We start from the raw sequence: 22404 nt of genomic DNA, 5'->3' as shown, positions 1-22404 counted from the left end.
TTATTTAATGCCTGCTTTTTTCAGTGTAGCTTTCAATGTGCTTATCGGAATATCTTTAGTTCCGTGATCTGCTACGGGAATATTGTCGGTAATCGTTGGATGTTTGAAAATTCGGTGACTGCCTTTTTGTCTTACTTCAATCCATCCGTTTTCTTCTAAAAGTCTGATGACTTGTTTGGCGTTCATAAAAAATGTTGGGGGGGGAAATGTTTGTTTCTTTCATAGATTTAATTGGTTTCATTTGGATTTGTTTATTAATACAAAAGTAGCAAAAAGGCTACCTGTTTGCAAATTTTAGGTAACTTTTTTGCTACTTATTCAAAACTTTCCAAGTCTGGCATATGCTAAATCCCGTACTTATCCAACAGATAAATCATAGCAGCCATAGAAGCAGCACCGAGGTCAAGCTCACGCTTGTTTACGTTCTCAAAATTATCATTGGAAGCGTGGTGAACATCAAAATACCGCTGAGAATCAGGTTTAAAACCAAAAAGGACAGTACCTGTTTGTGCCAGAGGGCCAATGTCAGCGCCACCACCGCCCGGGCCTATTTCTGCCAAGCCATAAGGTGCCAATAAATCTTTCCACAGCAATGCTTTGGCTCGTTGGGCCGGTTTACCCACAATGCCAAAACCGCGAGGTGTAAAACCGCCATTGTCGGATTCGACGGCAGCAATGTGATTTTCTTTATTTTGTTTGGCCAAATCAGCGTATTTCACTCCGCCGCGCAAGCCGTTTTCTTCGTTCATAAACATCACGGCCCGAATCGTCCGCTTGGGTTTGTAGCCCAAGGCCTTCAAAATGCGCAGTACCTCCATGGATTGTACACAACCCGCACCGTCGTCGTGGGCACCTTCGGCCAAATCCCAAGAATCCAAGTGACCCCCTACGACGATAATTTCGTCAGGATTTTCGCTGCCTTTCAATTCTCCCACTACATTATGCGAGTCGGCATCGGGCATAGTTTCGCAGTTTTGGCGGAAATAAAAAGTAAGGTTTGGGTTTGCTTTCAACTGCTGACTCAGCAAATTGGCACCGTTGGTACTGATACCTGCGGTAGGAATAAGTGGAACTCCCGTGCCATAACGCATACTGCCCGTGTGTGGAAAATCGTCTTGAGAAGTACTCATCGAACGAACAATTGCACCTACAGCTCCTAAATTAGCGGCTTCGGTGGCACCGTTGGCGCGTTGTTCTACTGCTCTGCCATACGCCTCAAACGTATTGAGTTTGGTAGGGTCCATGGGGCGATTGAAAAACACAATTTTGCCCTTTACTTTCTCTTTTCCCAAGTCACGCAGCTCTTGAAAACTCTTTACTTCAATCACTTCGGCTTCTACGCCTTTGGGTGCAGTGGCTACGGAACCTCCCAAAGCGGCTATTGGAACTTTGGTTTTTTGTTTACCGACTTTGATATACGCTTCTTCTTTGGCACCGCGTACCCAATACGGCACTTTTATATCCTGCAAAAATACGCGGTCAAACTGTTGTTGTTCCATGACCTGTTTGGTCCAGGTCACGGCTTTTTGTGCACCAGTTGAGCCGCTGAGACGCGGGCCGATTTGCTTGCACAAATACCGCAGCCATTCATATCCCTGACCGTTGCTCAGGGCTTCGTCATAAATCTTACCAATCATTACCGAGTCTTCGCGGGTTTGGGCAAAAGAGGCGGTTGTGATAAAGAGGAGGAGGAAAATTGATTTTTTCAAGGTTGTTGATGTTTGGGTGATTGGCGAATATAGAAATTACCAATGAAATTACTCCAAAACATCTCCTAAAGCAGTCAAAAAGATTCCGGTTGAAGTAGTATCTTGGTCTGCAAAACGATGATAATTGCCTTTGAACCATTGTTGTACAATTGGGCTGATTCGCAACAAACGATTGTTGGGCAGAGAGGCTCGTGTGGAAAGAAAATGAATTTTTTCAGCCACAATTTTTAGATTTTTATTGTCTTTGGGAATCACCCTTTGAAGGTGTTGGTAAAGCCTGTTCAGTTCCTGTTGCTGTTTTTGAAAGGGAGCTAATTTTTCCTCGTGAGGGCGACTCAATCGCTGACGTAAAGTCAAGGCTGTTAAATTCTTCGGACGAGTGCCTACCTGTTGCGATGAATGCTGCCTGTATTTGACAAGCGGTATCGAAATGAACTGGATTTGACCTAAAACCGATGCTACAAATGCAATCCAAGTATCGTGTAAAAACTCGGGGATGTCGGTAGGAAAAGGTAGAATTTTTTGTAAAAAAGACCTGCGGAGTGCCATGGTACAACCCGCTACCCGGTTGCCAACGAGCATAAGACCAATGCTTTCTCCTTTACTCCATTTCTCTAATTGAGGTGGGTGAAGCCTTACTAACTCCCAGAGTCGCTGCTGAAGAGAAACTGCCTTTTCGTTGACCAACAAAGCATCGGAAAAAACTACATTAACGGAAGGATTTTGCTCGAAAAAAGAAATCATTCCGTTAATTTTTTCAGCTTCCCAAATATCGTCCTGATCACATAAAAACAAAAAGTCTCCTTCGCATTGCGTCAATGCCTTCTCGAAGTTTTTGGTTACCCCCAAGGTAGTTTTATTGACCGAAATACGAACTTTGAAAGGAGCGGTTTGGGCGAATTTCTCTATTAATGCCAATGTCCCATCCGTGGAGCCATCGTCAACTATGATTAATTCATTAGGTAGCCTTGTCTGACCCGCTAAACTTTCTAACTGCTCCCACAAAAACCGCGTGCCATTGTAGGTACACAAGGCTATGGAAATCAGGGTTTTTTTTGACATTTATACTGAACTATTTTATACAGTTTTCTACGTTGAAATGGAGTGAAATTCTCTATTTAAAAACAAATCACGCATTTAATAATCGTAATAAACGATAACATCCTGCTACTAATATACGCCTTAAAGCGCGACTTTTTTGATAAAAATACTTTGGGCGATGGTAGGCATTTGGTAAGAGGCGAAAAGACGCATCACCGTTGGCTACCAAAGCCTGATGATACATTTCAAAAAGCGGTTTTACGTCTGACCTACTATCAAAATTATAACGATTTTGATGCACAGAAATATGATTGGGTTCGGATAACTGATAGCCGCTGAAATGAAAAAAGACCAGCGGATACGTCTGATTAACCCAAAATAAATTTTCTTTTTGGGTTACCCAACGCTCGTGCATATTCCAATACCCCATGTTATACCCAGGTTTTTTACTGATGAGCGCATTAGGATAAAACAAAGGAACGTAGTTTAGCCACAATTGGTCTACAAACATTCCCTGAGAGAAATTGAGATAGCCTTCGTGCCACACACGGTCTTGCCACCAAGCCAAGAAGTCGTACGTTTCTTTGCCGCGTTTGAGGGCAAAAAAACCTCCGTTATACAGTCCTGCATTCAAAAAATTGCGCAAACGAGGGCTTTTTTCATCCTTAATAGGCTGCGTCACGTGAGGAGTAAGTACAATGCTGTGATTGTCTAAGTCTGACTCAATAGAAGTAACCTGACCAAAAAACAGAATATCAGAATCGAAATAAAGCAGTTTTTCGACCTCAGGGTACTTTTTAAATAAATAGCTTGCCAAATAGGGTTTTGCCAGACAACTCAGCTCAAAAGGAGTATATCGGTCAAACAATCCCTCAAAATCAGGAATTTGTTCGCCGTTTATTTCAATCAAGGTATAGTTCTTTACTGAGGAAATATCCCGTTCATTTACTTTGTCAAATAAACCAATAACAATTTGGTAATCAGGGTTTTGCTTGATTAAACTGTCGGCCATGGTTTTGGCCTGTGCTAAATGACTGAGGGTACAAATGGTAAATGCAAGACGCATTAGGTAAATAGTAGATTTGCGACAAAAATAAATGCTTATTTCGAGTTTCAGACGTTCGGGAGAAATTTTTGATTATTCGGTACAACCCGATAAAAGTTTTGTACCTACATTACGGCTAAGAATTTTACTGAGATGACAAATACACATTTGCAGGATTTTGTTTCTAAACCTCTTTTCAAACCTTCGGTTATTTTATCTCATGACTCGCTATATCCTAAAATATCGGTAATTACTCCATCCTACAACCAAGAGGCATTTATTGAGCGCACTATTTTGAGTGTTCTTAATCAAAATTATCCCAATGTGGAGTACATTATCGTGGATGACCGTACACCCGATAACAGTAATGAAATTATCAGGAAGTACGGAGAATTTGTAAAATTGGCAGGGGACGGTACAAATCGCGGGCAAACAGCGGCGATTAATTTCGGTCTTCGACAAACGACGGGCGAAATTGTGACTTTTCAAAATGCCGATGATTTATATGCTCCCAATGCTTTTTATGAATTGGCGAAATCTTACGCTCAAAATCCAACTGCGTCCGTTTTTTTTGGAAACTTATACATCATTGACGAAAACGACCTTATTCAAAATGAGATGAGAATGACTCCTTTTTCGTTGGAAGAACATTTGGTATTGGGAATGCAGGCTCATAATCAAGCCTTGTTTTTTAAAAGAGAGTTGCTAAATACAGTAGGGTATTTAGATGAAAAATACAATTATTCGTTTGATTATGAACTAATTATGCGATTTGGGACTGCTCCGGGAGTTTTGCTGAAATACGTGGAAAACCTTTGGGGCGCTTTTCGTATTCATTCGCAGTCAAAGACCACTAATATTACGTCTTCCTACAAAAACGAGAGAACTGAAATTAGTCAGCAGTATCAAAAACAGTTGGGAACCAAACCAAATTATACGTGGGTACGGGCAAAATCATATCTCCGAAAACTTATTTACTGGTTTGGACAAGGCCAATGGAATTACTTAATTCGCAAATTAACCTCCAACTAAACCCCTTATGAGGATTCTTGCCATTCACAATATTTTATGGTCACATTACAAAGCACGAATATTCAAGGGCATACAGGAGATTGCAGATGCTGAACAATTTGATTTTTATGTCATACAATTGGCTTATACGGAACACAGCCGGGCAGCCTTAAGGACTGATTTAGGAACTCATCAATACAATTACAGGGTACTTTTTCCTGACGATGTGCTCGAAAATATAAAAACGTTGCCCAAGGCCCAAAAACTGTTGGCACAAGTCCAAGCTTACCGACCTACCCTTGTCTATCTCAATGGCTATTATGACCTGGCCTATTGGTTAGTGATGCTGTATTGCAGGTTGAAAAATATCAAAATAGTGCTTGATTTTGAGAGTACCGAGACCAGCCGTAAACGAGTTTGGTGGAAAGAAAACCTCAAAAAATATTTTTTGAATAACTGTGATGGTATTGTATGCTTGGGTACCAAGGCTGCCGAATACCTGAGAAGATTAAATATTCCGGAATATAAAATACTGAGTACCAAGAACGTGGGCATTGACAACGATGCGCTGTTTCAACTGCATCAGGCAGCTTTGGGAAATCGGGAAAGTAATAAGAAGAAATTTGGGCTGCCGCCCTACAATTTTATATACGCTGGGCGATTTGTGGGTCGAAAAAACTTGCTCTTATTGATGAAAATGTTTGATTCTGCTCAAAAAAAGAGCGCGAATAAGGATGAATGGGGACTGATTTTGAGTGGAAGCGGGGAGGACTATGGAGCAATGAAAGAGTTGCAAAAGCAACTTTCCAATGACTCGATCACTTTTTTTGAACCTTGTGAGTGGTATGAGGTACCGGGAAGGTACGCTTTGGCAGATGTGGCTGTTTTGCCGAGTACTTTTGAGCCGTTTGGATTTGTCACCAACGAGGCTTTGGTGTATGGGATGCCGGTCATTGTTTCGGAGCGGTGCGGCAGCGCGGCGGACTTGGTCGTAAATGGACAAAATGGATTTACGTTTGACCCGTTTAATGCCGCTGATTTGGAAGATAAGTTGATAGCAATCATGAAAATGCCCGAACGATTTAAAGAGTTTGGGGAAGTTGGTCAGAAAAAAATAGCCGAATGGCACCCCGATATTATTGTCAATGAATTGATGCAAGCCTTTAAAACGGTACAAAAACGGTAGTATTTATGCAAAAAGAAAAAGTATTGGTCACGGGAGGGGCTGGATATATTGGGTCGGTACTGACACGGATTTTATTGAATGAAGGTTTCAAAGTGAGGGTGATAGACAACCTTATGTTTGGGGGAGAAGCGCTCATTGATGTATGGACACACCCTGATTTTGAGTTTTTTAAGGGAGATTTACGCCACACACAAGACATCAAAGAAGCCTTGAAAGGTATTGACCACGTATGTCATTTGGCGGCTATTGTGGGTGAGCCACCCTGTAAAAAATATCCGCAGGAAACGCAGGAAATAAATTGGTTGGCGTCGGTCAAACTGTATGAACAATGCGAAGAGGCCCATATAAAACGGTTTGTGTTTGCTTCTACTTGTAGCAATTACGGCAAGATGCCCGACCCTGATTTGTACTTGGATGAGACTTCACCGCTTAATCCGATTTCATTGTATGCCGAAACCAAAGTCAATTTTGAAAGTTATTTATTAAGCCAACAAAATTCGTCGGTTTACAAAACCATTTTACGCTTTTCGACGGTTTACGGCATTTCCCCGAGGATGCGATTTGACCTGACCGTCAATGAGTTTACCCGGGATGCGACCTTAGGTAAGGAGTTGTTGATTTACGGAGAAAACTTCTGGCGACCTTACTGCCACGTCTATGATTTGGCCAATGCGATGAATTTAACGCTCAAAACGGACGCCAAATTGGTAGCTAATGAGTGTTTTAATGTAGGAAATACGGACCAGAACTACACCAAAAAAATGCTTATGGACGAAATACAGAAGTGGGTGCCTAACCTCCAAGTAACTTATAAATCCATGGGGGAAGACCCGCGTGATTACTGCGTCAATTCGGATAAAATTCGGGACAAAATAGGATTTACTATTACAAGAACCGTCCCTATGGGCGTGAAAGAGGTAAATTACCTTATTAAAAGCGGGATTTTGACGGATACCTACACCGCTCGTTATCGTAACATCTAAAAAATGCAACTGATGCTACCTATTCCTTTATGTGAACCTAATTTGTCGGGCAACGAGTGGCAGTATGTCAAAGAAAGTTTAGATTCTAACTGGCTTTCGGGAGGGAGTTTTTTGAAAAAATTTGAGGAAAGCGTAGTGGAATATACAGGGGCAACCTATGCCGTAGGTATAAGCAGCGGCACTACGGCGCTCCACATTGCGCTTTTGCTGGCAGGAGTTCAACGGGATGATTTGGTGATTACCACTAATCTGAGTTTTGTGGCTACGGCCAACGCCATCAAATATACCGGGGCTGACCCTATTTTTCTGGATATTGAGCCTGAAACATGGTTATTGGACATCAAACTGCTCGCAGAATTTCTGGAAAAACAATGTTATGTAGAAGGTCAAAGTTGTTTCCATAAAGCAACAAATCGACGAATAAGCGCAGTTGTTCCCGTTCATATTTTGGGTAATATGCCCGATATGACTGAGTTAGGCGCATTAGCTGATTTATATTATCTCGCCTTGGTAGAAGATGCTGCGGAGTCGTTGGGTTCTTTTTATAAAGGACAACATTCCGGCACATTTGGGGAAGCGGGAACTCTTAGTTTTAACAGCAATAAAATCATTACTACGGCAGGAGGAGGGATGCTGTTGGCCAACAATGAACAAGCGGCCAAACGCGCCAAACACCTCATTACGCAGGCCAAGAGCTCAACTTTAGAGTATTTACATGATGAAGTAGGGTATAATTATAGATTGGTTAATCCATTGGCAGCCATAGGTTTAGCTCAAATGGAGCAATTGCCGCGTTTTGTAGAAAAAAAGAAAGAGATAGCCGGACTGTACACGCAGCAATTGTCAATTTTACCTGAAATTAAATTTCAGAAAATCACGTCTGATGTCAATTCCAATTATTGGCATTTTGTCATTTTAGTAAAAAACAGTCGAGAACTTATTCAATTTTTAGCGACTCATTCAATTGAGACTCGCCCATTATGGATTCCGTTGAATGAGCTTCCGCCTTATCGGAATGATTTGTATATTAGCAATGAAAACCACACCCAACAAGTGGCGTATCAGGGCATAATGCTGCCTTGCTCTACTTCCATTACTCTTGAACAAATAGCTTTTGTAGGTGAAAAAATAATTGAATACTATCCCTAACCCTTTCTGATATGCTTCCTGTTTACGACAATAGGCTGCCATTGAACGTAGTCATTATGGCCGGAGGACAAGGAAAACGCCTGAGACCCTTGACCAACGATACCCCCAAAGCTTTATTGGAAGTAGGAAATAAGCCGATTGCCGAACGGCTTGTTGGACATCTGAATTCATTTGGATTGAAAAATCTCTGCTTTTCAGTAGGGCACCTGGGCGAAAAAATCAAAACGTATTTTGGAGATGGAACCGTGCTGGGAGTAAACATAAGGTATTTGAATGAATATCAACCTTTGGGAAGTATTGGCATTATAGGCCATCAAAGCGAATGGACGCACGAGCAATTTTTGGTTATCAACGGCGATTTATTAACCAATTTTGACGTAGAGCGATTTTACAATCAGTTCAAACAAAGCAATGCCGATTTGGCAGTTGCTACTTATAACTACAGCCTCGAAATACCTTGGGGGATTTTAGAAGTGAGTGAAACGGGCAATGTGAAAAGAATTAGAGAAAAGCCCACCATTTCACGACAGATAAATGCCGGTATTTATCTTTTCAAGCAGAAAATGCTCAATTTGTTTCCACCCAATGAGCCCTACGAAGGATGGCAAATGCTGAAAGATGCGATTGAGCAAAATTACCACGTGATAGCTTTGCCTATAGAAGGGTATTGGGTGGACATTGGTAATTTGAGTGATTTTGAGCGAGCCCAACAAATGATTTTTGGAAGTGTGAAGGCATAAAGCCTTTATTGCCTAATTTTGGGATTCCAAAATAAAAACCTAATGATGAAAAAAGGATGGGCAATCGGAATAGCAGTCGTGCTGTTTTTAAGTAATTGTCAGTCAAACTCTACACTTTTTGAACGTCTTGATGCTTCTAAAACAGGAATTTCCTTCGAAAATCGCCTTACTGAGACTGAATCGTCCAATATTTTAGCCTACGAATATTTCTACAACGGTGGCGGGGTGGCCGTGGGAGATTTTAACAATGATGGACTGCCTGATGTGTATTTTACGGGGAATCAAGTCCCTAATAAACTGTACATAAATACGACAAAATCATCGGAGGAAGGAGTAACTTTTGAAGATATTACCGATAATGCCGGCGTAGCAGGTCGAGCCAATGGCTGGAAAACGGGCGTGACCCTTGCTGATGTGAACGCCGATGGTTGGTTGGATATTTATGTTTGTTATTCTGGTAATCTCCCTGTCGAAAAACGTAAAAACCAATTGTTTATAAATCTTGGTGTATCAAATAAAGCACAAAAGGAAGTAAAATTTACCGAACAGGCGGAAGCCTACGGCATTGCCGATGCTGGTTATTCTACACAAGGCTTATTCTTCGATTATGATACCGACGGAGATTTAGATTTGTTTGTGCTGAATCACAATCTGCGCGGCTATCAACGCAAGGAAGCTGCCTACCTTAAAAAAGAATTTGACCTAAATGCAGGAGATAGGCTATACAGGAATGAAAGCCCGCGCGGCGGCGGTGCGCCACTGCGACCGTCCCTAACCCCCAATGGGGGAATAATGGTTCCCCCATTGGGGGTTAGGGGGCTGTTTACCGACGTCACTCGCGAAGCAGCTATTATCAGCAATGCACTTGGTTTCGGATTGGGCATCGCTACGGGTGACTTTAACGGGGATAATAAACCTGATTTGTACGTCTGCAACGATTATGTAGAAGAAGATTATGCGTATCTCAACAACGGCGACGGCACGTTTTCGGAACGGGGAAAAGAGATGATGGGGCATTTTTCATTTTCTACGATGGGCGTTGATATTGCCGATGTAAACAATGATGCTTTGCCCGATATTTTTACGACGGATATGTTGCCCGAAGACAATCGTCGTCAGAAATCACTTTCGTGGCCCGACAACTGGAATGTGCAGCAAGCCATGCTCGAAAATGGCTTTCACTGGCAAAATATGCGGAATATGCTGCAGTTGAACCAAGGAGTCAGGAGTCAGAAGCAGCCGCCGCTGCGGTCAGAAATCGGGAAGAATAAAGTAATGAGGTTTTCCGAAATCGGTCAATTGGCTGGTGTTCAGGCTACAGATTGGAGTTGGGCGGGCTTGTTAGCTGATTTTGATAATGATGGCCTGAAAGATTTGTTTGTTTCCAACGGTTTTGTACGTGATTATACCGATTTGGATTTTGTGAAATACTACGCCGATGAGCAGATGAACGGAGAAGGCCAAAAATCCACTAAATCATTGTTGGAACACCTCAAAAAAATGCCCGCCACGCCTACGCATCATTATATTTTTAAAAATGAAACTCTCCTCCCTCAGAGGGGAGGAGTTCAGTTTTCCAATAAAGTCAAAGAATGGGGTTTTGAGGAAAGTACGATTGCCTGCGGAGCCGCTTATGCCGACTTTGATAGAGACGGTGACCTTGACCTCATTACCTCCAATACCAACGAGCCGGCGAGTCTATACTTAAATCATCAACAGGAACGTAATCCGCAAAACTTTGTCAAAATCAAGTTGAAAGGGGAGGGAGGAAACCTGTTTGGCGTGGGTGCCAAAGTGTACGTGTATGCCAATGGTCAGGTGCAATACCAGGAATTTACCCCTACGCGCGGTTTTCAGGCTTGCATGTACGATGACCTTCATTTTGGGCTGGGCAAAACGACTGTGATAGATTCTGTTCGAGTGCTTTGGCCAAGTAATAAAAGTCAATTGTTGCCGAAAGTGACACTAAACAAAACACAGGTAGCCGAAGAAAAAAATGCCTTTCCTTTCAATCCTGCCTTGTTATTGCCCCAACCTAAACCCATTTTTGAAGAAACGGAGGCTATTGATTTTGTTCACCATGAGAATCCGTTGATTGACTTCAATACCCAAATTCTACTGCTCTATCTTTATTCCTACGGCGGGCCTCGCATGGCAAAAGGAGATGTGAACGGAGACGGATTGGAAGATATCTACATCGGTGGTGCAGCCAATCAAGCAGGACAATTGTTTTTGCAGACAAAAGACAAGCGTTTTGTAACCAATTCTCAACCTGCTTTTGAAGCGGATAAAGCTTTTGAAGACCGAGATGCCGTTTTGTTTGATGCGGATGGAGACAAAGATGTAGACTTATATGTAATAACGGGTGAATATAACACCGAGTTTGCGCTGCTGCAAGACCGCCTGTATCTTAACAATGGCAAAGGCCAATTTAGTCGATGTCCAATGGGACAGATTCCTGAAATCACGCTTAACAAAACGTGTGTAGAAGCTTTTGATGCCGATCAGGACGGGGACTTGGACTTGTTTTTGGGAGGTGGTGTTCAGTCGGGCAATTTTCCCTACGCCAGCGAAAGCTTTTTGTTGCGTAACGATGGAAAAGGACACTTTGAGATAGCCGAAAAATGGGAGTTGGGTTTAGTTACCGATGTTGTAACTACAGATTTAAACAATGATAAACACCCCGAAATAATTATTACCGCCGAATGGAAACCCATTCAGGTATTAGAAAGTAAAAACAAAGAATCAACTGTAAACTATCAACTGCAAACTGTAAACTCTTTTTCCGGCCTTTGGAACCGCATCGCTTCCGCCGACTTGGACAACGACGGCGACTTGGATTTTATAGTAGGAAACTTAGGATTAAATACCCCGCTAAAAGCAACCGCCGAGCAACCCATTACGCTTTATTACGACGATTTTGACCAAAATGGCCGTTTTGACCCGTTTATTTCTTATTACATTCAGGGGAAAGCCTTTCCTTTGGCGGGACGAGATGAGGCATTGGAGCAATTAGCGCCACTGCGCAAACTTTTCATTGATTATAAATCCTACGCCGCTGCTACTGCCGAAGAAGTGTTGGGAAAGGAGTGGGCAACGCGTTCCACCAAATTAACGGTTACTGAAACCCAATCGGGCATTTTGTGGAATGATAAAGGAAAATTGACGTTTAAACCGTTGCCTTTAGCTGCTCAAATTTCGCCCGTTTACGCTATTTCCACAGGCGATTTTGATGGAGATGGTAAAACGGATATTCTATTAGCAGGAAATCAATCCAAATTCCGCATCCGAATTGGTAAAACCGACGCCAATTATGGAATGATATTGAGAGGAAACGGAAAAGGCGATTTCGAGTATTTGCCTCAATATCAATCCGGTTTGCATCTGACAGGCGACATTCGTGATGTACAACAGGTAGGAAATCAGTTGATTTTTACTGCAAATGACGGGAAGGCACAATCGTATCAAATAAAGTCTCCTGACTTATTTTGAAATGTAAAACTAAGTTGCCATCCGAGTAGTTTAATTATTCCCCTTTTTGATTAATTCCTTTACAAACTCTAATTGTACATCCTTATGTTGGAGAAGGCTTTCAAGGGTAATAGGTACCGTGTAATCGGGTAGTGTACCGCGTCCTTTTTGTTTGGGCTGATGAACAGCATTTTGATAATAGACCAGCGGCGTTCCTACCTGAATTTTGGAATTCGGTAACTCTAAATGAATAAAACTGCTGCCATTCCCACCTTCATAAGCGCCGCCGGTTTCTTCGCCTACAAACGTACCTACTTTATTGCTGTGGGCTACCGCAGTAAATTCGGTAGTGGTAGAAAAGCTTCGACCATCTATCAAAATATACACCTTCCCTCTAAAACGATTAGGTTTAGGAGATTGCAGTTGTAAATCAGGGTTTTCGTTTTCTTTTAATGTAAAAGTCCCGTCTTTCTCGCTTTGGAGTTCCTTTTTGATATTTTTCAGATCATCAGATGATAGGTCTGAGTACTTGAAAAACTCAGAGCTATCGGTAATACTGTGCAGGCGTTGATAATATCGAACCGCACTATCGGATTTCATCAGGTAAGTAAAAAGCTCCACGCCTTGTGTATCCCAACCACCATAGTTGCTCCGAACATCAACGATAAGATAGTGCGTCTTTTTTTGCTGAATTTTCGCCATAGAAACATCCATAAATCGGCGAAATCGTTCGCGTGCTTCCTCTCCGGTTTTAGCTCCTTCACCCGAGAAACTGTCAAATCGAAGATAAGCAGTAGAAAGGTCTTTTATAAATGACAGTCGCCACGGTTTTTTGGGCCGTTTGGTATTGTACCATTTCAACATTTGTTTGTTAACCGGATTTTTAATGTAGGCTTTTTGATGGTTAACAAATGTTTGGGCAGGAGTTGTAAGGTGTACAGTATCTCCCTGTAAATCTCGAAAGGCAAGTTGAAAAGTATCAGGACGATCTATGCATGTATAATAAAACAAACCGAACAGCTGTCCCTGAAGCGCAACACTTTTGGAGCTTTCAATAAAGCCATCATCCCAATGATATCTATAGATATCTTTACGGATACTTTCCATACTTTTCCCATTGATACTTATCAGCTCAAAACCCGGTTGAATACGTTGGTCGTAAGTACCGTTAAATAAAACATAAGACCGATTTTGGATAGGAAAGAAAAAAAAAGGAAGAGTTTTCATGCGGTTGGAATAATAGCTCACCCAGTTTTTGAAGGGCAAGGAATGAGTATGAGCACATCGAATATCTGCAATAAACCCTTCGATGGTGCGATAAAAATCGTAAAAACCCATGTGCTGTTGGATCAACTGATAGATACTGTCCATTTTAGCCTGCATTTGCATTTTGGACGTATAGCGATAAAGGCCCGGGTGAGTTTCTTCCAACAATCTGCGTAAGTACTTAAAGTCTGTTTGCATCTCAGTAGGGGTGAGTACTTTAGTAAGGAGAGAATCGCCGGTTTGAGCAGAAGTCCTGAAAAAAATAAGCAATAATAAGAGGGGTAAATACTTTTTCATGGCGTTTTTTCAGGCAAAACACCGTAGAAAAGTCTATTCAATCTTCTCAAAACCGGTTTTGAGAAGTAATTTTTATAGAATTTAAAAAATCTTTGGGAGTAAGTTGAGTCTTGTTTTTGAAAACTCGCTGAAAAGTTGCCTGTGAATTAAAGCCCGATTCGAGAGCAATTCCTAACAGAGTAAGGCGTTGCCCGTTGGGTTCAAGCAATCGTTTTTTTACCTCCTCAACGCGGTATTCATTTACAAAATCATTGAAACTTTTGTGCAAACGTTGATTCAATACCGCTGAAATTAACTTAGGGGTAAAACCGATGTGTTTGGCTAAATCGCTCACAGAAAGGGTAGGGTTGAGGTAAAGTTGTTCCTTTTCCATAGCTTTAAGCAGCACTTCCAAACAAGTTGTTATTATTTCTTCCGAAAAGTCATTTAGGAAAGCTCCTGACTTGGAAGGCTCTACTGCGACAAATTTTAATCGGTGATAACTCCCAAAACCTATCCAATAAATCATGACAACTATCGCTACTTCAATGGGATAATAAACAGACGAGTCATAGGATTCGGAAAGGTGTTTTTGGCTTACCGTAACTACCCAAAATATCCAAAATAGGGTAAAAACGGCAATAAAACTTCGCAGCCATTTTTTTAACAAAAGCCATTCTTTAGTCGAAAGCGTCGTTGGAGGCTGACTGAACCATTGAAATTTCTGCCATGCTAACAGCGCATAAGTCCCCGTCAAACCTACGGCCAACCATTCTGAATAATCAAGAATTTGAAACCATAAATTATCGAATGAGTTTGTCCCGATTTTGGATAAAGCAGGATACATCAATGCCCATGCTACTACTGAAAAATTGAATAAAATCTTAATTAAAACGGGAGTATAGTGCCAAAGCTGTTTTCGAGAAATGGAAGCAGGGCTAAATGATCCGATATATAGATATAAACTTGGCCCCAGCCCCATGATCCAAGTATAGGTAAACAGATCAAAAATTTTGTAGTTAAAGTCGGCACTCCAATTAAGGGTTTCAAGGCCGTTATAGACCAATATCAACAGGAAGACAGCCAGAGAGTATCGTGTAGGTTTTGACGTATTTTTGGAAAAAAGCACAATTCCGGATAAAATGCTGCCTTGCAGCACTCCTAATAAAATCAGGATATTGGCGATGGTGGGGGGCAGCATATAAAGGCTCTTTATATCATTGCCAAATTACGCAAAAATTTAAAGCCCTTGAGAAAGTTGTTAAATTGACTGAGACTTTCCAAGTTTCAGGCTCAATCTATGATAATAAACTTGGAAAGTCTTAAGCTTTATCAAAACTACTTCACCTTTGCCCGTCGTTCACGCATTTCGCGCCAGGTAGTGAGAATAATACCTTCTTTTTCGATGAATTTCTTGAGTTCCGGGTCTTGCATCGCGTAGAGATCTCCATAACGAGTCGGCCATGAATCGGTAAGTTCCTTAAAATTATCGCTTGGAGCAGCGCAGTGCATAATGACCATCGTAATGCCCGGTTTGGCTTCTTTCAAAAGCTCCATATATTTCTGCGTTTTCATTTTACGCAGGTTTTCTTCGGTATTAGGCGTTTCGGCAGAAAGTTTCCAGCCGTATGTATCGGCAAACAAATCATCCAACACAGGCAAGCCCGCGTTCCACAGCAGTTGACCTATTTGTTGAAATTGCTTAATTTCCTGAGCGGGACTATTGCGTTCTTTGGCAATCAGCGTGGCATGTCCGCCGGGCAACATCACGGGAATTTTTTCCTGCATTCCCACTTTGATATAACGTTCGGTAAAAGCAGGTGACCCAAACAACGTGCCCATGTGAGAGTCAATGTGCGAAGGTTCCACACCAAACGAGCGGAAACGCGCAATTTGGGCGCGAATTTCAGTTTCCACTTCATCGGCAGTGGCGTGTTTGACTACATCAGGAACATTCGACCACATGGCCCCTTCTTTGTCCAGGAGCCCCGGTACTTTTTCCCGTCCCGAAAGCGGAAACCAACGGTAGCCTTTCCATTCAGACGTAAGAGTAAGATGAACGCCCGCGTCGGTGGTGGGATGTTGTTGAAGATACTTCATATAGGCTGGTACCCATCCGCAGGGCATCATCACGCTGGTAGAATTGGCAACGCCTTTGTCCATGGCCAGAATCGTTCCTTGGTTGGCCTCATAAGACATTCCCGCATCATCAATGTGCAGAATGATTACTTTTTTGCCCTTGGGGTAGCGCAGTTTTTCGGCGTACGTTTCCTGCGCCCTACATTTATTGGTAAACAGAATGGATAACGCAGCGAAGAAAAAATATTTCATAAACAACAGTGGTTATATATATTTGCCTTGATAAAGTCTTGCACTTTTAAACCTTACCCACTCAATCAGGGAATCGGCCCTTTTACTTACTCTTAGCCTGCATGAAAAGACTACTTCGTAATTCACTTTTTGGTTTTGTAGGAATCATTCTGTTAGGTACCGGCCTAACCTATACGCCGCCGTTTATCCACATTCGCAATTATGTACAGTGGGGAGAGGTGGATGTGTTAGATTATAAATTTCATCCTACGCGTCAGGTGTTGGCCTCTACACGTCCTGAGCCTTGGCCATTGGATTCTAATTTTAATAAAACTACGATTCCTCAGAATCTGATTGATACCATGGAAAAATACCATACAACGGCGTTTTTGGTATTTCAGGATGGAAAACTCAAGTACGAGCGTTATTGGGAAAATTACGATACCAAAACCCTTAGCCAATCCTTTTCAGCTTCCAAAAGCATCATTTCGATGTTAGTAGGAATCGCTCTTAATGAAAATAAAATCAAAGGATTGGACGAGCCGGTTGCACATTACATCGGTTCATTTTCAGAAGGCGGGAAAAATAAAATTACGGTTCGTAATTGCTTGACAATGAGTTCTGGCTTGAATTGGCACGAGAAAGACCGAGGGGTTTTCAGCAACAATGCCTATGGGTATTACGGGGAAAACATTGCAGACGTAATTGATGAACTCAAAATTGAAAAACCGGTAGGGAAAGAATTTGAATATCGGAGCGGTGATACGGAAGTGTTGGGATTGATTTTGGAAAAAGCCTACAACAAAAAAATTGCTGACTTGGCTTCCGAAAAAATCTTCCAACTCATTGGCAGCGAAACCGACGCGATTTGGATGCTGGACAAACCCAAAGGGCGTGAGAAAGCATTTTGCTGTTTTGCTCCCACTGCCCGCGATTATGCTCGATTTGGACATTTGATGCTTTGGAAAGGCAATTGGAAAGGACGTCAAATCATCCCTGAAAAATACATGACTCAGGCATTGAGTCCGGCTTCTTATCTCAAAGACCCCAAAACCGATAAAGCCCTTCAAGTGTATGGGTTTCAGTTTTGGGTGCAACCTTACAAAGAACTTCAGACCGTCAGTATGAGAGGACTGTTGGGGCAATTGATTTGGGCAATCCCTTCCAAAAATGCGGTTGTTGTACGATTAGGGCATAAAGAAGCACCGCAGAAAGTAGGTCCTTATTTCAAACAGGATTCGGAAATGTATTTAGAAGCGGCATTGAAGGTATTAAAGTAAATGTACTAAGATAACAAAAGCGGCTCTAAATCAGTATTTGGAGCCGCTTTAGCTAAAATTAAGCGCCAAATGCCCCTAAAAGTGCCGCTACAAACAATACACCAAGTATAAGTAAAAGCAATTCAATAAAACCAAGTATTAAGCCTCCAAGCGCCCAGCCTCGTCCCCCGAGTTCGCCATTGCTGTGTCTGATTCTGCTGAGACCGACGAAGCCTAAGACAATTGCCGCCACCATTCCTATCAGAAATAACCATCCTGTTGTGAATAGGCCGACAATTCCTAAAATGGCCGCTAAAAAGGAAGTTACTGCAATTCCGTCTGACCGTTTTGCTGTAGGATTACTATTTTGCTGAACGCTCATTTTACTTATTTTTCGTTCAACAAAACGTTTTATCATTCGCTGTTTCAGGGGCGTTTTTGTGCTGTGGCTTGTTACTTTTGAGGTCGAAGTCACCACATTTATCTTCGTTTCATTAGTAGAACCGGAAATACTTTCTGAAATTGAAAAAGCAAAAGCAGGAGTAGAGGGTGCTATGATTTCGGCAGATAAGGCAGTAGTTGCATTCGCTTCAAAGTTAGATTCTATGATTGGTTTCGAAACCGACCCCGAAGTGTAATGATTAAATGTAGGTGCAGGAATGGACGAGACATAATTTTGCTTTTGGCAAGCAGTGAACAAAAGTGCGATTACAGGTAAATAAGCGAGCTTTTTCATAGTTTTTCGTTTTAGAGTAGATATAAAGAATAATAACAAGTTTGGCAAATCTTATTTAAAATCAACTTAGTACCGATTTTCTACTTTGCATTAAACCAAGAACAGCACGTTAATTTTTTAAATCATAATTATGAAATCAAAATCTCAGTATTTCAACGAAGACCATGAATTGTTTCGGCAAAGTGTGCGGCAGTTTATGGAAAAGGAAATCGTGCCTCATACGGAAGAATGGGAAACTGGGCGCCGCATTCCGCTTTCAATCTTCAAACGTATGGGGGATTTGGGCTTTTTAGGGCTGCTTTATTCTGAAGAGTATGGGGGAGTAAATGCTGATTTTTGGTTTTCGGTCGTGTTTTTAGAAGAATTGGCGCGTTGCGGAATGGGTGGTTTTGCCACGGCGGTAAGTGTACATCAATTTATGGCCATCAATCATATTTCCAAAGCGGGCAGTGTCGAGCTCAAACACAACTACCTGATGCCAGCCATTTTGGGAGAAAAAGTAGCGGCTTTGGGTATTACTGAACCCAATACCGGTTCTGATGTATCGGCTATTCACACAACTGCCGTGCGGGAAGGCGATGAATTTATTGTTAACGGTTCCAAAACGTTCATCAGCAATGGTACCTACGGTGATTTTATCACATTAGCGGTAAAGACCAAACTGGATGCCGGTCAGGCTCAAAACGGAATTAGTTTACTGGTAGTAGATTTAGAAGCAGAAGGTGTCTCGCGGACCAAACTCAATAAAATGGGTTGGCACAGTTCGGATACTGCTGAAATAAACTTTGATGAGGTACGCGTACCCGTTGAAAACCTGATAGGTGTGGAAAATTTTGGATTCTATTACCTCATGGAAAGTCTTCAATTGGAACGTTTGGTAGCTTCCATAATGGCCGTTTCGGGCGCACAGTGGGCGCTCGATCAAACGTTACACTATCTGAATGAACGTGAAGCCTTTGGAAGAAAAATTGGTAAGTTTCAGGCCATCCGACACAAAATTGCTGATATTGCCACTGAAATTGAGGTGGCAAGGGAGTTTGTGTACAGCACCTGTTGGAAATTTACGCAGGGAGAAGTGGCCGTAAAAGAATGTTCAATGGCGAAGCTTTTTACAAGCGAGATACAGAAAAGGGTAGTGGATAGCTGTTCACAGTTTTTGGGTGGATATGGCTACATGGAAGATTACCCGAATCGCGATGTACGCGTCGGCACTATTGCCGGGGGAACGTCTGAAATTATGCGGGAAATCATCTCGAAAATTGTGGTTGATGCAGTGGGATATAAGTCGGTTTATTAAAAATAATGCAATGCAATTATTAAAAAATTGTTGTTTTTATCTCATTTGTAGCCTTAAAAGAGTTAGAAATAGTATTTTTTCAAGAAACAATTTTACTTTTAATGATTTTTTAATTTTTTTTTAAGAAAACCATTGCGAATATTAAAAAAGGCATTACCTTTGTAGAGGAAACCTTAAAAACATCACAAAAAATGAAAAAGACATTTGCATTCTTATTCGTTGCCGGTATGGTAACTTTGGCAGCTTGTGGCGGTAAAACTGAAGAAGCGGCTACTACTGATTCTACTGTTGTCGCTGTTGATACTACTGCTGCTGTTGACACAGCTGCTGTTGATACTACTGCTGCTGTTGATACTTCAGCTGCGAAATAATTCGCTTCTAAAAACGACAAAAGCCCTGCGAACCTTCGCAGGGCTTTTGTCGTTTTTAAGTCATTATGAAAACTATCGCCGAAAAAATACGCTTGTTGCGCACACAGCACGGTTTATCTCAAGAGAATATGGCCGACTCATTGGGCATATCCACTACCTCGTATGGGGATATTGAACGGGGAAAAACCGATCTAACCCTTTCAAGATTGCATCAAATAGCCGAAGTGTTTGAAATAAGTATCACCACTTTGTTGGGAGAAACCACATCTCTTCAGCAGGAATTGCAGCAGTTGGAATTGGAAAAATTGAGAATTGAAAATGATAAACTCCGCCTTGAAAATCAATACTTACGGGAAAAATTAGCGGGAAGAATGATTATTGATTTGGTTCGCGAAAAGGTAGATTTGCCTTCCGAACGGAAAAGAATCGGTTTTTAGATAAAGAAATTGTAAAAGCTATGCCCTGACGTTTGTTCACGTCGGGGTATTTTTTTAGGTTTAAGGCTCGAAACTAAACAACCTTATGATGAATCTTGCAAAAATACCGGGCAGAAACCGCGTAATCGTGGAAAGCGTAGTACCGGAATTAGAAGGTAGGCGCTTTTTTATCAAGGCTGTTCTACAGGAAGTTATTCAGGTAGAAGCGGATATTTTCTGTGACGGTCACGATAAAACGGCTGCTCGACTGCTTTACAAACATGAATTAGAAAAGAAATGGAGCGAAGTTCCGATGCGGTTTGTCGATAATGACCGTTGGGGGGGAGAGTTTGCGGCAGACAAAGAAGGGTTTTACAGCTATACCATCGAAGCATGGGTTGATCATTTGGCTTCTTGGGAACACGAAATAAAACTTAAAATCCGCGATGCCCAGCACGTAAACAGTGAACTTTTGGTAGGAGCAACTTTGCTGGAAAAAATAGTAAACCATACTTCAAAAGAAGACAAAGAAGCAGTTCAGGAGGCTATCAAAACGTTCCGTGACGAAAGCAGGTACGAAGAAGCAGTGCTTCTATCTATCAGTGAGCAGTTTGTGAGTTGGATTGATAAGTATCCTCACCGTGAAAACGTAACCCGATACCACGAGTTGCAACTTTGGGTGGATCGCCCCAAAGCAGGGTTTTCCAGTTGGTATTCAATGTTTCCGCGTTCGGCAGCCAAAGAACACGGAGTGCACGGGACGTTTAATGATGTAGTTGATTTGCTCCCCCGGATTCAGCGTATGGGTTTTGATGTCTTGTATCTGCCGCCGATACATCCCATTGGAATGCAGTTCCGAAAAGGCAAAAACAACAACGTACTTTGCATGCCCGGCGAGCCTGGCGTACCGTACGGAATAGGTTCTGAATTGGGCGGTCATGATGCCATTCATCCGGATTTGGGCACCTTAGACGAATTTAAAGCCCTTGTGGCTGCCTGCAAGGCACATAACATGGAAATTGCCATGGATTTAGCCATTCAATGTTCGCCTGACCACCCTTGGGCAAAAAACCATCCTGAATGGTTTAAAATTCGCCCGGATGGCACCATTCAATACGCCGAAAACCCTCCTAAAAAATACCAGGATATTTACCCTATTAATTTTGAGACGGAAGCATGGCAGAGCCTTTGGGAAGAATTGCGTCGCGTCATTTTTGTATGGGCAGAATGGGGTGTTCGCATCATTCGGGTGGATAATCCGCACACTAAATCGTTTTCGTTTTGGGAATGGGTCATTGCCGAAACCAAGAAAAAGTACCCTGATATGCTTTTTCTGGCGGAGGCGTTCACGCGCCCGAAAGTAATGCAGCAATTGGCAAAAGGAGGGTATACTCAATCTTACACCTACTACACGTGGCGTAATACGAAGTATGAACTCATGGAGTACATGACAGAGTTGACGCAGACTGAAATGAAGTACTATTTCCGTCCGAATTTTTGGCCTAATACTCACGATATAAATCCGCCGTTGCTCCAAAGTGGGCATGAGCCTAACTTCCTGATTCGCTATTTTCTGGCCGCTACTTTATCTTCCAATTACGGAATCTTCGGACCTACGTATGAGTACATGGTGAACGAAGCTTTTCCGGGGAAAGAAGAATATTGGAATTCGGAAAAATACGAAATCAAGTACTGGGATTGGGAACATACCAATAAGCTTACTTACGTAATTACGCTGGTAAACCGCGCCCGCAGAGAAAATGCGGCTTTACAACAAACCAATAACATTACTTTTTGCGATATCAACGACGATCAGCTATTAGCCTATCTTAAGACTCATCCTGACGGGAATCGAATCCTGTGTGTTGTCAATTTAGATGGATACAATCGTCGAGGCAATATGGTAAAAATACCTCTCCAAAAAATTAAGAAAGCAGGATGGGAGGAATATGTTGTACATGACTTGATCACGGGCTCAAAATACGTTTGGAAAGGGGAGTACAACTACATAGAGCTTGACCCTTATTTGTTGCCGTTCCATTTGTTTTTGATTGAGGATTTGTAGTTTTTTACTATATAAGGCATATAAGTTCATATAAGGTTGCCGTACAACTTCTTGTATTTTCTTATGTGCCTTG

General features: G+C 41.9%; 19 protein-coding genes. 11 read left to right on the top strand and 8 right to left on the bottom strand.

All coding sequences use genetic code 11. The features are described 5' to 3' along the window. The 4 genes from Q0081_RS01595 to Q0081_RS01580 all read right to left on the bottom strand — a co-directional run bounded on the left by Q0081_RS01595 (position 1) and on the right by Q0081_RS01580 (position 3816). A complete protein-coding gene (locus Q0081_RS01595) occupies positions 1-186 on the bottom strand; it encodes a type II toxin-antitoxin system HicA family toxin (protein WP_298348512.1) in 186 nt (61 codons plus the stop codon). Between the two features lie 158 nt (positions 187-344). After that, positions 345-1709, bottom strand: a complete 1365-nt coding sequence (locus Q0081_RS01590; protein WP_298348510.1) for a M20/M25/M40 family metallo-hydrolase — start codon at positions 1707-1709, stop codon at positions 345-347. A 48-nt stretch (positions 1710-1757) separates the two neighbouring features. Beyond that, complete coding sequence (locus Q0081_RS01585; RefSeq protein ID WP_298348508.1) at positions 1758-2771, bottom strand: glycosyltransferase family 2 protein; 1014 nt, start codon at positions 2769-2771, stop codon at positions 1758-1760. A 67-nt stretch (positions 2772-2838) separates the two neighbouring features. Then, positions 2839-3816, bottom strand: a complete 978-nt coding sequence (locus Q0081_RS01580) for a glycosyltransferase (protein WP_298348506.1) — start codon at positions 3814-3816, stop codon at positions 2839-2841. A 132-nt stretch (positions 3817-3948) separates the two neighbouring features. Here Q0081_RS01580 and Q0081_RS01575 point away from each other — a divergent pair, with 132 nt between their 5' ends. Genes Q0081_RS01575 through Q0081_RS01550 form a run of 6 tightly spaced genes read left to right on the top strand, consistent with a single transcriptional unit; the run spans position 3949 to position 12356 of the window. Further along, positions 3949-4827 (top strand): glycosyltransferase family 2 protein, encoded by an 879-nt coding sequence (locus Q0081_RS01575; protein ID WP_298348504.1) that lies wholly within the window; start codon positions 3949-3951, stop codon positions 4825-4827. Between the two features lie 7 nt (positions 4828-4834). Continuing rightward, complete coding sequence (locus tag Q0081_RS01570; RefSeq protein WP_298348503.1) at positions 4835-5992, top strand: glycosyltransferase family 4 protein; 1158 nt, start codon at positions 4835-4837, stop codon at positions 5990-5992. A gap of 5 nt (positions 5993-5997) precedes the next feature. Then, on the top strand, positions 5998-6975 hold the full coding sequence (locus Q0081_RS01565) for an NAD(P)-dependent oxidoreductase (protein ID WP_298348502.1): 978 nt from the start codon (positions 5998-6000) through the stop codon (positions 6973-6975). A 12-nt stretch (positions 6976-6987) separates the two neighbouring features. Continuing rightward, the gene (locus Q0081_RS01560) at positions 6988-8124 is read left to right on the top strand and encodes a LegC family aminotransferase (protein ID WP_298348500.1); all 1137 of its coding nucleotides are present in this window, start codon (positions 6988-6990) and stop codon (positions 8122-8124) included. 11 nt (positions 8125-8135) lie between these two features. Next, positions 8136-8864 (top strand): sugar phosphate nucleotidyltransferase, encoded by a 729-nt coding sequence (locus Q0081_RS01555; RefSeq protein ID WP_298348497.1) that lies wholly within the window; start codon positions 8136-8138, stop codon positions 8862-8864. Between the two features lie 42 nt (positions 8865-8906). Next, positions 8907-12356, top strand: a complete 3450-nt coding sequence (locus tag Q0081_RS01550; protein WP_298348495.1) for a VCBS repeat-containing protein — start codon at positions 8907-8909, stop codon at positions 12354-12356. Positions 12357-12386: 30 nt separating this feature from the next. Here Q0081_RS01550 and Q0081_RS01545 read toward each other — a convergent pair whose 3' ends face one another. The 3 genes from Q0081_RS01545 to Q0081_RS01535 form a co-directional block, all read right to left on the bottom strand. After that, complete coding sequence (locus tag Q0081_RS01545; RefSeq protein ID WP_298348494.1) at positions 12387-13898, bottom strand: S41 family peptidase; 1512 nt, start codon at positions 13896-13898, stop codon at positions 12387-12389. Between the two features lie 46 nt (positions 13899-13944). Continuing rightward, entirely contained in the window at positions 13945-15078 is a 1134-nt protein-coding gene (locus tag Q0081_RS01540; RefSeq protein ID WP_298348492.1) for an AraC family transcriptional regulator, read from the bottom strand. A gap of 137 nt (positions 15079-15215) precedes the next feature. Further along, complete coding sequence (locus Q0081_RS01535) at positions 15216-16208, bottom strand: polysaccharide deacetylase family protein (protein ID WP_298348490.1); 993 nt, start codon at positions 16206-16208, stop codon at positions 15216-15218. A gap of 101 nt (positions 16209-16309) precedes the next feature. Between Q0081_RS01535 and Q0081_RS01530 the strand changes: the two genes are divergently transcribed. Next, on the top strand, positions 16310-17467 hold the full coding sequence (locus Q0081_RS01530; RefSeq protein ID WP_298348489.1) for a serine hydrolase: 1158 nt from the start codon (positions 16310-16312) through the stop codon (positions 17465-17467). Positions 17468-17525: 58 nt separating this feature from the next. Here the strand turns inward: Q0081_RS01530 and Q0081_RS01525 are convergent, their stop codons facing one another. Beyond that, positions 17526-18182, bottom strand: coding sequence for a DUF4190 domain-containing protein (locus Q0081_RS01525; protein WP_298348487.1), 657 nt, complete (start codon positions 18180-18182; stop codon positions 17526-17528). 130 nt (positions 18183-18312) lie between these two features. On the opposite strand from Q0081_RS01525, the gene Q0081_RS01520 reads away from it, so the two are divergent. The 4 genes from Q0081_RS01520 to Q0081_RS01505 all read left to right on the top strand — a co-directional run bounded on the left by Q0081_RS01520 (position 18313) and on the right by Q0081_RS01505 (position 22331). Further along, positions 18313-19479 (top strand): acyl-CoA dehydrogenase family protein, encoded by a 1167-nt coding sequence (locus tag Q0081_RS01520; protein ID WP_298348486.1) that lies wholly within the window; start codon positions 18313-18315, stop codon positions 19477-19479. A 191-nt stretch (positions 19480-19670) separates the two neighbouring features. After that, positions 19671-19850, top strand: coding sequence for a hypothetical protein (locus Q0081_RS01515; protein ID WP_298348484.1), 180 nt, complete (start codon positions 19671-19673; stop codon positions 19848-19850). 65 nt (positions 19851-19915) lie between these two features. Next, positions 19916-20287, top strand: a complete 372-nt coding sequence (locus Q0081_RS01510) for a helix-turn-helix domain-containing protein (protein ID WP_298348482.1) — start codon at positions 19916-19918, stop codon at positions 20285-20287. An 85-nt stretch (positions 20288-20372) separates the two neighbouring features. Then, entirely contained in the window at positions 20373-22331 is a 1959-nt protein-coding gene (locus Q0081_RS01505) for an alpha-1,4-glucan--maltose-1-phosphate maltosyltransferase (protein WP_298348480.1), read from the top strand. The last annotated feature ends 73 nt before the right edge of the window (positions 22332-22404 follow it).

It is taken from the genome of Runella sp. (genome assembly GCF_027484545.1).
Classification (GTDB): domain Bacteria; phylum Bacteroidota; class Bacteroidia; order Cytophagales; family Spirosomataceae; genus Runella.
This window is presented reverse-complemented; position numbering and strand designations above follow the sequence as displayed.